Source organism: Nonomuraea sp. SBT364, from assembly GCF_001083785.1.
In the GTDB taxonomy this organism is placed as follows: domain Bacteria; phylum Actinomycetota; class Actinomycetes; order Streptosporangiales; family Streptosporangiaceae; genus Nonomuraea.
Window position 1 is genome coordinate 54,336 of the sequence record NZ_LAVL01000013.1, and the last position, 12,674, is coordinate 67,009.

16 protein-coding genes and 1 tRNA gene are annotated in these 12,674 nt (G+C 70.5%); 11 read left to right on the plus strand and 6 right to left on the minus strand.

Annotated elements, in window-relative coordinates; genetic code table 11:
• The first annotated feature begins 3 nt into the window (after positions 1-3).
• The 4 genes from ADY59_RS09190 to ADY59_RS09205 all read left to right on the plus strand — a co-directional run bounded on the left by ADY59_RS09190 (position 4) and on the right by ADY59_RS09205 (position 2,813).
• The gene (locus ADY59_RS09190; RefSeq protein ID WP_049560184.1) at positions 4-1,080 is read left to right on the plus strand and encodes a LacI family DNA-binding transcriptional regulator; all 1,077 of its coding nucleotides are present in this window, start codon (positions 4-6) and stop codon (positions 1,078-1,080) included.
• 41 nt (positions 1,081-1,121) lie between these two features.
• Positions 1,122-1,673: a CGNR zinc finger domain-containing protein gene (locus ADY59_RS09195; protein ID WP_049560185.1), complete on the plus strand. Its 552-nt coding sequence runs from the start codon at positions 1,122-1,124 to the stop codon at positions 1,671-1,673.
• Positions 1,670-2,104: a phosphatase domain-containing protein gene (locus ADY59_RS09200; protein ID WP_049560186.1), complete on the plus strand. Its 435-nt coding sequence runs from the start codon at positions 1,670-1,672 to the stop codon at positions 2,102-2,104. Before ADY59_RS09195 ends, ADY59_RS09200 begins: the two co-directional genes overlap by 4 nt.
• Before the next feature lie 271 nt (positions 2,105-2,375).
• Positions 2,376-2,813 (plus strand): GNAT family N-acetyltransferase, encoded by a 438-nt coding sequence (locus ADY59_RS09205; RefSeq protein ID WP_049560187.1) that lies wholly within the window; start codon positions 2,376-2,378, stop codon positions 2,811-2,813.
• Positions 2,814-2,938: 125 nt separating this feature from the next.
• Here ADY59_RS09205 and ADY59_RS09210 read toward each other — a convergent pair whose 3' ends face one another.
• A complete protein-coding gene (locus tag ADY59_RS09210; RefSeq protein WP_049560189.1) occupies positions 2,939-3,364 on the minus strand; it encodes a hypothetical protein in 426 nt (141 codons plus the stop codon).
• Between the two features lie 197 nt (positions 3,365-3,561).
• On the opposite strand from ADY59_RS09210, the gene ADY59_RS53270 reads away from it, so the two are divergent.
• From ADY59_RS53270 to ADY59_RS52400, 6 genes are all read left to right on the plus strand, one after another.
• Positions 3,562-3,696 (plus strand): hypothetical protein, encoded by a 135-nt coding sequence (locus ADY59_RS53270; RefSeq protein WP_269433568.1) that lies wholly within the window; start codon positions 3,562-3,564, stop codon positions 3,694-3,696.
• 171 nt (positions 3,697-3,867) lie between these two features.
• A complete protein-coding gene (locus tag ADY59_RS09215) occupies positions 3,868-4,563 on the plus strand; it encodes a hypothetical protein (RefSeq protein ID WP_049560192.1) in 696 nt (231 codons plus the stop codon).
• Positions 4,564-4,636: 73 nt separating this feature from the next.
• Positions 4,637-4,819 (plus strand): hypothetical protein, encoded by a 183-nt coding sequence (locus tag ADY59_RS49775; RefSeq protein ID WP_156325392.1) that lies wholly within the window; start codon positions 4,637-4,639, stop codon positions 4,817-4,819.
• Positions 4,820-4,983: 164 nt separating this feature from the next.
• Entirely contained in the window at positions 4,984-5,907 is a 924-nt protein-coding gene (locus ADY59_RS51195; RefSeq protein ID WP_049560193.1) for a hypothetical protein, read from the plus strand.
• The gene (locus ADY59_RS51200; protein ID WP_049560196.1) at positions 5,904-6,476 is read left to right on the plus strand and encodes an AAA family ATPase; all 573 of its coding nucleotides are present in this window, start codon (positions 5,904-5,906) and stop codon (positions 6,474-6,476) included. The genes ADY59_RS51195 and ADY59_RS51200 overlap by 4 nt, the downstream gene beginning before the upstream one ends.
• 251 nt (positions 6,477-6,727) lie before the next feature.
• A complete protein-coding gene (locus ADY59_RS52400; RefSeq protein ID WP_231618618.1) occupies positions 6,728-7,948 on the plus strand; it encodes an ASCH domain-containing protein in 1,221 nt (406 codons plus the stop codon).
• 103 nt (positions 7,949-8,051) lie between these two features.
• Here the strand turns inward: ADY59_RS52400 and ADY59_RS09240 are convergent, their stop codons facing one another.
• The gene (locus ADY59_RS09240; protein WP_197093511.1) at positions 8,052-8,273 is read right to left on the minus strand and encodes a hypothetical protein; all 222 of its coding nucleotides are present in this window, start codon (positions 8,271-8,273) and stop codon (positions 8,052-8,054) included.
• A 105-nt stretch (positions 8,274-8,378) separates the two neighbouring features.
• Positions 8,379-8,597: a hypothetical protein gene (locus ADY59_RS09245; protein WP_049560200.1), complete on the minus strand. Its 219-nt coding sequence runs from the start codon at positions 8,595-8,597 to the stop codon at positions 8,379-8,381.
• A 245-nt stretch (positions 8,598-8,842) separates the two neighbouring features.
• Between ADY59_RS09245 and ADY59_RS48545 the strand changes: the two genes are divergently transcribed.
• The gene (locus ADY59_RS48545; protein ID WP_156325394.1) at positions 8,843-9,178 is read left to right on the plus strand and encodes a hypothetical protein; all 336 of its coding nucleotides are present in this window, start codon (positions 8,843-8,845) and stop codon (positions 9,176-9,178) included.
• On the opposite strand, the gene ADY59_RS09250 is transcribed toward ADY59_RS48545, so the two are convergent.
• The 3 genes from ADY59_RS09250 to gyrA form a co-directional block, all read right to left on the minus strand.
• Positions 9,160-9,233: transfer RNA gene (locus ADY59_RS09250), tRNA-Ile, on the minus strand. The two genes, ADY59_RS48545 and ADY59_RS09250, sit on opposite strands and share 19 nt — an antisense overlap.
• Before the next feature lie 121 nt (positions 9,234-9,354).
• Positions 9,355-10,122 (minus strand): DUF3566 domain-containing protein, encoded by a 768-nt coding sequence (locus ADY59_RS48550; protein ID WP_082309969.1) that lies wholly within the window; start codon positions 10,120-10,122, stop codon positions 9,355-9,357.
• Between the two features lie 3 nt (positions 10,123-10,125).
• Positions 10,126-12,639, minus strand: a complete 2,514-nt coding sequence (gyrA, locus tag ADY59_RS09260) for a DNA gyrase subunit A (RefSeq protein ID WP_049560202.1) — start codon at positions 12,637-12,639, stop codon at positions 10,126-10,128.
• Positions 12,640-12,674 lie beyond the last annotated feature (35 nt).

Consider the following 12,674-nt stretch of genomic DNA (forward strand, 5'->3'; position numbering starts at 1 on the left):
TCCATGCCTGCTGATCGGGGTCAGGCGGCGGGCCCGCCGACGATCTCCGAGGTGGCCGCCGAGGCCGGCGTGGGCCGGGCCACGGCGGCGCGCACGCTCGGCGGCTATGGATACGTCAGCCCCGAGTTGCGCGAGCGGGTGCTCGCCGCCGCCGAGAAGCTCGGCTACCGGGCCAACAAGCTCGCGCGCAGCATGTCGACCGGCGTCAGCCACACCCTCGGCGTGATCGTCGCCGACATCGGCAACCCGTTCTTCGCCGGCGTGGTGCGCGGCATCTGCGACACCTCGCGGGCCCGGGGCTTCGACACGATCGTGCTGAGCACGTACGAGAAGCTCGAAGAGGAGATCGCCGCCGTCAACGTGCTGCTCGACAAGCGGGTCGACGGCGTCATCCTGTCGTCGGCGGCGGTCGGCAAGAGCCAGGTCGCGCACATCAGGGCGGCGATGGAGCGGGTCCCGGTGGTGCTGGTCGACCGCGCGGTGGCGGCGCTCGACCTCGACACGGTCGTCATCGACAACCGCGACGCGGCCCGCGAGGCGGTCGAGACCATCATCGCGGCGGGGCACCGGCGCATCGGGTTCGTGTGGGGGCCGCCGATGACGCGGCCGCCCGCCACCCGGCGCGAACTGCTGGCCGAGGCGGCGCGCAACCTGTGGACGGACGGCGAGCGGCTGCGCGGCTACCTCGACGCGCTCGACGACGCCCGCATCCCGTTCGACCCCGAGCTGGTCATGGTCGGGCGCAAGACCGAGGAGCAGGCGACCGAGGAGGTCGGCCGGATGCTCGCCATGCCCGACCGGCCCACGGCACTGTTCTGCACCGAGACCGACGCGGTGACCGGCGCGTTGCGGGCGCTGCGCGCGGCCGGGCTGGCCTATCCGCGTGACGTGGCGCTGATCGGGTTCGACGACAGCGCGTGGGCGGCGGTGATGGAGCCGCCGCTGACGATGATCGAGCAGCCGGTGCACGACCTGGGCGCCAAGGCCGCCCAGGTGCTGCTCGACGCGCTGGAGGGGGCCGAACCGGCCCGCGAGACGCACACGTTGCGCTCCCGGCTGGTCGCGCGCGCGTCCGTGTAAGGGTTATAGTTTCGCCATACCGGTTACAAAGGAGGCGAGACTTGCTGATACCCATGGCCGACTACGCCTGGGGCGCCGCGGTGGCCAACGACCTGGTGTCGACGTCACCCACCGTGCGGGGCGCCGAGGGCCTGCCGACCGCCGAGGCGCTGGCGGAGTTCCTCACCCGCCACGACCTGCCGCCCGGCTCCGCCGACGACCTGTTCGCGGTCCAGCTCTTCCGCCGGGAGGCGCGCGGAGTCCTGGAGACCGAGACCGAGGAGCACGCGGTCATGGGCGCCACCGTGCTGGCCCGCCGCGCGGGGCTCAGCCCGGTGCTGGACCGCGACCCCTCGGCGCGCTGGCAGTGGTACGTCCCCACCGCCCCGGACGCCTCCCTCGCCGACGAGCTGGCCGCCCTGGTCGGCGTCGCGCTGCTCGGCGTCGTACGGACCCTCGGCCACGAGCGCTTCCGGGCCTGCCTGGCGCCGGGCTGCCGGGGCGTGTTCGCCGACATCAGCCGGGCCGGCCGGCGCCGCTACTGCATGCCCGACGTGTGCGGCAACCGCCTCAACGTCGCCAACCACCGTGACCGCCGCCGGGTCGTCTCATGACCCGCCTGGCAGGTTCCTTCCAGCTTCCCGACGGCTCCTGGGTCCGGGGCCGCGGCCTGCGCCATCCCCTGCCCTCGGGCCCCACCCCTGCCTACGGCCTCTACCTGGGGTCGCACCGGCTGCGCCGGGAGCACGACGCCGCCCTGGACTGGGCGCACGACTGGGTCGAATGGCCCGACTTCCTGCTGCCCCGCGACCGCGACGCGGCCGTCGGACACATCCGCGCCCTGCACGAGCGGGCCGTCGCAGGCGAGGCCGTCGAGGTGGCCTGCGGGGGCGGCGTCGGCCGCACCGGCACCGTCCTGGCCTGCCTCGCCGTGCTGTCCGGCCTCACCCCGCCGGAGGCCGTGGCCTGGACACGCGAGCACCACCACCGCAGGGCGGTCGAGACGCCGTGGCAACGCCGCTGGATAGCCCGCTTCCCACGCTGACCTCCGCCGGACGTCATGGACGCACTCCAAGATCGCCCTTTACCTCGGCCGACGGCGTCTCACCTTGCACAAGGGCAGGTCGCGGGGGTCTCCATGCCTCGACACCGCGTCGTAGGAAGGTGCACCGCAGGGCCGGCGACGTCTCCCCGCGATGACCCGCGAGCTGGACGCCGCCACCGGCACCCGCCTCGGCGGCGCCCGCCGCACCTTCGAAACCCGCACGACCGGCAAACCGCAGTAACGCCCGCGCGGTGGCTTTACGCTTGCGGGCATGAGGATCCGTCCCCGCACCCCGGCTGACCTGGACGCCTGCGTCGATGCGCTGGCCCAGGTCCAGGCCGCCGACCGCTACCCGGTCGACTGGCCGGACGACCCGCACGCCTGGCTGACCCCGGCCGGCCTGACGTCCGCCTGGATCGCGACGGACGCGGCGGGCGCGGTGCTCGGCCACGTCGGCCTGGGCGCGGACGCCGAGATCACCCGTCTGTTCGTCACCCCGGCGGCCCGCGGCCGCGGCCTCGCCGCCCAGCTCCTCGACGCCGTACGCGCCGCCGTACGGACACCGCTGAAGCTGGAAGTGTCGGCCGAGGGCGAGGCGGCCATCGCCTTCTACGAACGCACAGGCTGGCGCCGGGTCGCCACCACCCGCGCCGACTGGCTGGACACCACCGGCACCCCCGCCCTCCTCCACCACTACGTGACCCCGTAACCCCCTCGGCGCTCCCAAGGACGTCGCGCGGGCGCCTCTTCTCCGACGAGGGACGCCGCCGCCATGGGGGTGCCATCCGGCCCGCGAACTTCGCCTCGGCGGATCACCCCACCGTCCGTCATCCTTCAGGGTGCGCTCTGCCGGGGTTCGGCGGGTGTGGGACCGGCCTCGGCCGGCTTGCAAGTGGATGGGGCCGTGGCGAACGCCGATCCCGGCACCGGGACATCGAGAACCGCACCGTCACGTATGTGCCAGCATCGGGCCTGGCCCCACTCGTTGGTGACCATAAAGACCCCCCGAGGCCGATCGTCGTCCTCATCGACTGGAGACAGGGCCGCGAGTTGTTCGACCTGGGCTCGGATCTCTTGGAGTGCGCTCTCTCTGATGTCGCCGCCATAGAACAGGTAGAGCGTCCAGTTGAAGGGCTTTGTCGGCCAGGCCCAGCCGCCGGAGTAGAGGTCGTCCGTGTCCGCCTCGATGATGCGTTCGGCGTTCGGCCTATGGGCGAAGTCGAGCTCGAGCCACCCTCTCACCGAGACATACATTCCCATGTGGGCGATCCTACGGATGGCCATCGGTAGCGACGTTGGACCACAGCGCCTGCCTGACCTTCCCGGCAGAAAGACGCCGGAGCCCCCGAGTTGATGGAACTGGAGGGACTGCCCACACTCTGGAGCGGCAGGGCATCCCGCACTTCCGGTCGTTCGTCCGCTTCTACCGGGCGTGGCCCAACAGCCTCAAGGCCGGCGTGCCCATCACCCGCTGGAACGAGCGGCACTCACCCAAGATCCGCGAGGATGTCGCCGCCGTGCACACCGAGCTGCCGCTCAACATCGGCCGCGTCCACCGCAGCGGCCGCACCCGCCACGGGGCCCGCGCATGACGGCAGCCAGAGGCGAGGGCAAGCAGAGACGCCGCGGCTTCGACGACCTCATCGCCCGCCGCGACGAACTGACCGACGTGTCCCCGCCGTGGGCCCGACCCCCAGCCTGCGCAAGCCACCGACCCGCAGACGCTGGCGGGCGCTCTCCTGGCCCCGCCGGCCCCGGACGCGGTGCCGGCCCCGTACGTCCAGCCGCGAGCCGACGGCGAGCTCACCGAGCAGGAGCGGGCGGACCTGTTCACCTGCGAGGCTGCCTTGGACGGACTTCGGCTGGCCTGGTGGGCGGCGGGCAAAGCGCTGCAGACCATCCGTGACGCCCGGCTGTACCGGGCCGGCCACCTTTCCTTCGAGGCGTACTGCGCGAGCCGGTGGGACATGACCCGCCGCCAAGCCGACCGGCTCATCGCGGCCTGGCCACTCGCCGAACGACTGAGACCAATTGGTCTCAGCTCCCTCAACGAGGGACAAATCCGCGAGCTGCTGCCGCTGGCCGACCGGCACGGCCAGGACGCCGCCGCCGTGGTGTATCAGACGGTGGCCGAGGCCGACGGCGTGCGGGTCACCGCGGCGGTACTCAAGGGCGCCGCAGCCGTCGTCGCCGGCGACCGGTTCGATCCGGTCGCGGCCGCCGCGCAGATCCGCGCCTACCTGGCCGGCGACCTGAAGGCCGGGCCCGCTGCCGAACCCGCCGGCCCTGTCGAGGCGTTCACCGCGGAGGCTGAACGCCTGCGGGCGACGATCAGCCGGACGATCCAGCGACCGACGTTCCGAACGTACGCCCGAACCCACCCCGACCAGGCGCGGGCGGTGGTCGCCGGGCTCCGCGCGCTGTTGGACGACATCGAAACCGCGACAACCGAAGGATGACGGGAGCAGCATGGACCCGGACAACGCGAGCAGCCTGGCGTGGGCGCGACGAGAGATACCTGAGCAGGTGCGCATGACGTGGTCGTCTGTGGACAGCTGGTGCTGGCTGTCGCCTCGCGTCACTCTGGCCGCCGGCGACCAGCGGCGCGGAACGCTCGTCTTCGAGGTGCCCAAGAACGCCAAGATCGAGCGGTTCCAGTTCGCGCTTGAGTCCGGATTCGCCGAGCAGAAGGGCGAATGGCGGCTGGCGCGGTAGCCCAGACACGACGAAACGCCCCCGGCCCGCACCCGAAGGTGCGAGCCGGGGGCGTCGTCGTACGCCGGCGGGCGGCATGTTACGCCGCTCCGCATCCGAAAAGAGTGGGCTCATTCTGGGCATATCAGTGGGCATTTTGTGGGCATCCTTGCGATAGTGGAGGCATGACCACATCCGAGACGACCGCGCCTGGCGCGGTCGACGCGCTGCCGGACGAGCTCCGGGTGCTGCTGCGGTCCGGGATACCTGTCCGGGCCGGAGACTGCGGGCCCGGGCTCATGGCGCTGCGCGGAGTACGCGCCCGAGCGGTGCAGCCGGACGATCCGGCAAGCCGGGCCCGGGCGCTGGACGCGCTGCTGCGCGAGCAGCTCGACCGGCTGGAGAACGGCGAGCTGGCCGCACCGAGCCGTCTGCTGTTCGGCGCCGATCCCGCCACCTCTGGCGCCACCCTGACAGCCCGCCGGTCCGCCGCCGCGGCCGCCGCCGACTACGAGGTGCACCACTTCCGTAAGCGGATCGAGCCGAAGATCCTTGGTCTGCTGGCTTGGCAGCTGCGCCGAGACAGCGAGGCCTTCGCCAGCCGGCACGCGGTCGCCCCCGAGCTGCGCGCAGCACGGGGCCCGTTCGTACTGCCGGCGGACGTGTTCGCATGGGAGGCCGCCGAGCACCAGCACGCCCTGGCCGCGCTGTGGGGTGCGGTCTACCAGCTGCGCGCCGCGCTGCTGACCGTGGCCCGGCTGGCGAGCATGGAGGCCAGCGACGAGGACCTGGCCGCCACGGCCGCGACCGCCCTGTGGCGGCACGCCGCAATCCTGCATGCAGCCGCCAGGTACCGGGCCTCGTACGGGGCCGTGCTGCTGCACGCCGCAACGGAGCTCGGCCCCGACGATATCGGCGCGTCGGCCGGCTGGACCCCCGCCCTCACCCCCGGGCAAGAGCTGCTGCTCGCCGGCCTCTTCAACCCCGAGGGCTCCCTGCCCGACTTCACCGCCCGGCTGGAAGCGGCCGCCGGCGGTGCGGAGCTCGCCGCGACCTGGCGGCGGGCACTCACCGGCCGTCCCGGCCACGACCAGGAAGGACCAGCATGAGTCTCGATCAGCTTCTCAACCCCGCCACCCCGCCCCGCCGGTACGTGATCACTGGAGGGCCGTCCGCAGGCAAGGAGGCCGTCATCGCCAGCCTGCAGGACCTGGGAGTCCCGTGCACCGAGGGCGAGCCCGCGCGGGAAATCTACCGGCAGCACCGCGACCGGCTTGGCCGGCACCTGCAGGTCGCCGACCGGCGCGACTACTCTCGCGACGTCCTGGCCGCTTTCGTCGCCGAATACTGCGCGCACAAGCAGGGCCTGCGCTTCTACAACCGCGGCATCCCTGACGGGTACGGCTGGGATGCGTTCTTCGGCCTCGGCCCCTACCCGGAGCTGGAGGAGGCGGCTCGCATCTACCGCTACGACGCGGTCTTCATCCTGGACCCGCTGGACGACTTCGACTCCGAAGACGACCTCGTGTGGGCGAAGGAGCGAGAGATTCGCCGCGTACACGAGCTGATCATCCAGGGCTACTACGACGCCGGTTACAAGCCGATCTTCGTCCCGGCTGACGAGCCCGGCCAGCGCGTGAAGTTCATCCTGGCCCAGCTCCCCGTCCCGACCATCTGACCGAGAGGCCCGAATCCGATGAACGGCCGTACCAACCCCGTGGAGCTCATCAGTCCGAACAACGTGCTGGCCAACGCGATGCTGCGCAGCGTCGACATGGTCCGGCCGCGCCTGCAGGCACCAACCCGGACCGGGTCGCGTTCTGCGTCGGCACGCAGATCAACGGAGCCCCTCACCTCGGCACCTCTCTCGTCCAGACGGCCGCGTTCCTGCTCGCCAAGGCGACCAAGCGCGCGTTCGGCGTCGACACCGTGGTGCGGTTCGGCGCGCTGGACAACGCGCCCTACGACATCCGCCTCGACCCCGAGACCCACCACGCCTACCAGACCACCTACTTCCACGCGCTCGGCGCCGACGGCGTCGAGGACCTGATCGACAAGTACTACCGGGCGATGTTCGACTCCCTCGCGGACGCCACCGGCGTCGACTACGAGATGGAGACCTACGCGGCGCAGCAGGCCGACCCGGCCTTCCGGCACGAGTTTCTCGCCACCCTCGGCCGGCTGGATCAGATCCGCTGGCCGCTCGCGCCCTCGCACGGCCAGGTCCACATCCGACTGCCGTGCCCGCACTGCGGGTGGGCCGAGAAACGAGCCGAGCGGACCAGGCTGCTGCGCACCGGCTCCGGCGGCGCCGACTTCGCCGCGGTCTGCACCGACCACGGCGGCTATGAGGTGACCGTCACCGCCGACACCAGTGCCTTCCTGGACCTGGCCACCCTCTACCGGAACCTGGTCAAGGAGCGCCTGGCCGCCCGTGACCACGTCACCCTGTCGGTGATGGTCAAGGGCGGCGACTGGGCCTACGGCTGCCAACTGGTCGATGAGGCCTTCGCGCAGCTGCCCGGGCTGCCGCCGCCACCCCGGGTCTTCACGCCGATGGTCCTGACCGACACCGGCGCCAAGCTCTCCAAGTCGCTGATCCGGGACGGGAAGGTTCCGCCGCCGCCCGGGGCGCCCCCGTGGATGCTCGACGTCACCGAGTGGCCCGGTAACACCGACTCCTATGTCGACGCCCTGGTGTGGCTGGTCAGCCGCATGCTCGACGATCCGAAGCACTTCTACCGCTCGTACACCACCCAGGAACTGGACCGCCTCATGACCGCCCGTCCTCACACGACGTCGGCGCCGCGCGCCCGCGAGATGCACCTCTACCGCCGCTACTTCGACCTGGTGGCCGACGGCAGCAAGACGATCGAAGTTCGGGTGCAGTACCCCAACCTGCGCAACCTCTCGGCCGGTGACCACATCCGGTTCGTGTGCGGCCGCGACGACGTCCTCACCCGCGTGAAGCGCGTCGCCCGCTACAGCAGTTTCGAAGAGATGCTTGACACCGAGGGGCCCGCCAAGGTCAACCCGACCAGCCCGCGTGATCAGCAGCTCGCCAACATCCGCCGCATCTACGGCCCGGAGAAGGAGGCGCTCGGCGTGCTGGCCATCGAGATCGAGCTCCTGGACGAGCCTGCCACCTGATACGGAACGCGGAAAAGGGGCCGGTGTCTCCCTCCTGAATGGGGGAGCTACCGGCCCCTTTCGGCTCCTGCGCGCTGGGCCTACAGCAACGACGAGGTCAGGTCTACCGCTTCGAGGGGGGCGGGTCCGGACGCGGGGTGTGGTGGGCCTTCCATCCGGCCACCGCGGCGATCGCGGTGGGCAGCAGCGGGATGCTGACCGCCTCCAGCCAGTCGGGCCAGAACTCGATCAGGCTGTGGTCGGCATCGACGGCCTGCAGGATGGCCAGCAGGCCGACGGATTCGAGGAAGCCGTCCAGGGAGGCCCATTTGACCTTGGCTTCCATAGGGGGCTTGCTGTGCTGGATAGGGGGCATCGTGTTGCATGAACTCCTCCTCCGAGGACGGGAACAGGCAGCGCCGGCACCCGGATGAGCCCGGGGCGCCGGGGATCAGGGGTAGCGGTGCAGGATCGCTTTGAAGGCGCTGGCCGGCTCCAGGACCACCGGCCCGGGCGAGACGTGCCGGATGGTCACGCGGGCGCGCCGGTCGATCGGCCACGCCACGTCGGCGAGCGTGCCGTCGTCCAGGTGGCGGGTCAGGCCGATCTCCACCGGCGCGCCGGGGGTCAGGCCGCGCAGCGCGACGTGCGCGGCGACGTCGGCCCACACGTCGACGTTCGGGGCGATGGACTGGCCGCCAGCGGGATGTCAGTCGGCGGTGTCCTTCCATCCGACGTTCCACCACGGCATGTACGGGACGGCGATCTCGTCTTCCAGTCCCAGCGACACGATTTCTGGCATCTCTTCGTCCTTCGGTTCGGGGGCTGTCGGGGGCGCGGCCGCACCTGGTGACATGGCTGCCGCTGCTGCCGGGGCTGAGGCCGCAAGGGTTGCGGCACGGGCACCAGACGTGGATGAACGACGCCCGGATCGGCCGCGCCCTGAAGGTCGAGCGGATGGGGCACGAGGACCGGTCGATGTCCGGGGTGTACGGGCACCCGACCGAGGCCATGCGCGTCGAGCTCGTCGAGCTGATGCAGGCCTTGTGGGAGTCAGCGGTGGCCGAGCGCTTCAAGGTCTACCCGTACAGCGCGATACCGCTGCCCGATCGGGAGCTGGCGAAGTGGCGAGAGAGGGACCGCGACCAGGGTCATCTCCCAAATTTCTCCCAGACAACGAAAAAGAGCCGCTTCCTAGTTCGAAAGCGACTCTTATCTGCTGGTCAAATGGGTGGGGCTACCAGGACTTGAACCTGGGACCTCTTCCTTATCAGGGAAGCGCTCTAACCGTCTGAGCTATAGCCCCGCGCACACCGAACCGTATCGCATCCGCTGGATGGAGGCGAACCGGTTGTTCGGACGAGAAAAGCTTACCGCCTCCCGGAAGCTGCTCGCGCCGCACCCGCGGCGCGAGCGGCTTCGCAGGACTACTCGGCCTCGCTGAAGGTGACCTCCACGCCGCCCACGAGGTCGGAGGCGACGTTGTAGATCACCGCCCCCAACGTGGCCAGGGCGGTGATCAGGACGACGTTCACAGCCCCGATGAGAGCCGTGTAGCCGAGAATGCGCACCGGCTCGAACCAGGACGCGATGTCGATCGGGATCGCGCTCTGCCCCTGCTCGCCCTGCCCGAGCTGGTTGACCAGGTCGACCAGGGAGTCGAACACGCCCAGGGCCGACAGCACCCCGTACAGCACGGCCACCGCGACGAACAGCACCACGAAGCAGACCAGGGACACCACGAAGCTGAACTTCATGGCCGACCACGGCTCGATCCGGCGCAGCACCAGGTGGGCCTTGCGCGGCAGCCGGGCCGATGAGCCCGACGACTTCTTCTTCTTGCCGGGCAGCTCGATCTGCGGAGGCGCCTCGGTGGTCAGCGCGGACGGGCGCACCCGTACCGTGTCGTCGCCGCCCTGCGGAGGGCCGGTCGGCGGGCGTCCACCGGGGGGCGGGCCCTCCGGACGGCCCGGCGGGCCTCCGGGCGGACCTCCCGGCGGCCCGGACGGCTGCGGCTGGGGCGGCGGCCCCGGCTTCGGGGCCGGCTTGGGCGGGGGCTGGGTCGCGGGTCTGGTGGAGCCTTCCTCCTCGTCAACCTGCTGCTGGAAGATCTCGGTATCCGAGGACTTCTTGGGCTGTTGCCGGCCGTTCTCCCCGGACGCCTTCGTCCTGGCGGGGCCACCCTGGGCGCTCATGACTTACTCTCCTCCCCCGTCGGCCTCAGTTTCCGCCGAAGCGTCCATGGAAGTAACCACGGACTCGGCGTTACGGGCGAGGGCCACCACGCTGTCGCCTTCGGCGAGGTTCATCAATCGCACTCCCATGGTCTGGCGGCCGGACTGCTTGATCTCTCCGGCACTCGTCCGGATCACCCCGCCGGCGGATGTGATCGCGAAGACCTCATCCTCGGGGTTCACCATGACGGCTCCGACCAGCTTGCCACGGGCACTCACGATCTTCGCAGTCAGCACGCCCTTGCCGCCACGTCCTTGCACCGGATACTGCTCGATTGGTGTGCGCTTCGCGTACCCAGCCTTGGTGGCGATAAGCACATCTTGACCGTCGCCGATCCGATTCATGGCGAGAAGTTCGTCCCCTTCCAGGAACCGCATCCCGATGACGCCGCTGGTCGCGCGGCCCATGGGACGCAGCGCCTCGTCGGAGGCGGTGAAGCGGACGGACTGGGCGCCCTTGGAGACGAGCAGCAGGTCGTCCTCCTCCGAGACGAGCCGCGCGCCGATCACCTCGTCATCCTCGCGCAGGTTGATCGCGATGAGGCCGCCGGTCCTGGGGGAGTCGTACTCGGCCAGGCGGGTCTTCTTGACCAGACCGCTGCGGGTGGCGAGCACCAGGTAGGGCGCCACGTCGTAGTCACGCAGGTAGAGGACCTCCATGACCGTCTCGTCCGGCTGCATGGCCAGCAGGTTGGCCAGGTGCATGCCGCGCGCGTCACGCCCGGCGTCGGGCAGCTCGTACGCCTTGACCCGGTAGACGCGGCCCTTGTTGGTGAAGGCCAGCAGCCAGTGGTGGGTCGTGGTGACGAAGAAGTGGTCGACGATGTCGTCCTGGCGCAGTTGCGCGCCGCGCACGCCCTTGCCGCCGCGCTTCTGCGCCCGGTAGAGGTCGGTCTTGGTGCGCTTGGCGTAGCCGCCGCGCGTGATGGTGATGACGATCTCTTCCTCGGCGATGAGGTCCTCGATCGACATGTCACCGTCGTGCGCGATGATCTCGGTACGCCGCTCGTCGCCGTACTTGGCGGCGATCTCGCCCAGCTCCTCGTTGACGATCTCCCGCTGGCGGGCCTCGCTGGCCAGGATCGCGTTGTATTCGGCGATCTGCGTCATGAGGTGATCGAACTCGTCCTGGATCGCCTGGCGCTCCAGGGCGGCGAGCTTGCGCAGCTGCATGTCGAGGATGGCCTGCGCCTGGATCTCGTCGATCTCCAGCAGCGACATCAGGCCCTGCTGCGCGTGCGAGGCGGACTCCGAGGCCCGGATCAGCGCGATGACCTCGTCGAGCCGGTCGAGGGCCTTGAGCAGCGCGCGCAGGATGTGGGCGCGTTCCTCGGCCTTGCGCAGCAGATAGCGCGTCCGGCGGACGATGACCTCGATCTGGTGGGCCACGTAGTGCCGGATGAACTGGTCGAGCCGCAGCGTGCGAGGCACGCCGTCGACCAGCGCCAGCATGTTGGCCCCGAAGGTGTCCTGCAGCTGGGTGTGCTTGTAGAGGTTGTTGAGCACGACCTTGGCGACGGCGTCACGCTTGAGCACGATCACCAGGCGCTGGCCGACCCGGGAGGAGCTCTCGTCGCGCACGTCGGCGATGCCGGTGAGCTTGCCCTCACGGACCAGCTCGGCGATCTTGAGAGCCAGGTTGTCCGGGTTGACCTGGTAGGGGAGTTCGGTGACGACGAGCGCCTGGCGGCCCTTGCCGTCCTCCTCGACCTCGACCACGGCCCGCATGGTGATGGAGCCGCGGCCGGTGCGGTAGGCGTCCTCGATGCCCCGGCGGCCGACGATCAGCGCCCTGGTCGCGAAGTCGGGCCCCTTGACAAGCCGGATCGACGCCTCCAGCAGCTCCTCGTCACTCGCCTCGGGGTTCTCCAGGCACCACTTGACCGCGGCGGCGACCTCGCGCAGGTTGTGCGAGGGGATGTTGGTGGCCATGCCGACCGCGATGCCGCCGGACCCGTTGACGAGCAGCTGCGGGAAGCGGGCCGGCAGCACGTCCGGCTCCTGCGACTTGCCGTCGTAGTTGGGCCGGAAGTCGACGGTGTCCTTGTCGATGTCGCGCAGCATCTCCATGGCGATGGGCGCGAGCTTGCACTCGGTGTAGCGCATCGCCGCCGCCGGGTCGTTGCCCGGCGAGCCGAAGTTGCCCTGCCCGTCGACGAGCGGGTAGCGCAGCGACCAGCTCTGCGCCAGCCGGACCAGCGCGTCGTAGATCGAGGTGTCGCCGTGCGGGTGGTAGGTGCCCATCACGTCACCGACGACGCGGGCGCACTTGAAGTAGCCCCGGTCCGGCCGGTAGCCGCCGTCGTACATGGCGTAGAGCACGCGGCGGTGCACCGGTTTGAGCCCGTCGCGCACGTCCGGCAGCGCCCTGGACACGATGACGGACATCGCGTAGTCCATGTAGCTGCGCTGCATCTCGGACTGGATGTCCACAGGCTCGATGCGGTCAGCCGGGGGAGTGGTGTTCACTTCCGTCACAGGTGGTGGTCTTTCTCGTGATTACGGCCGGCCGT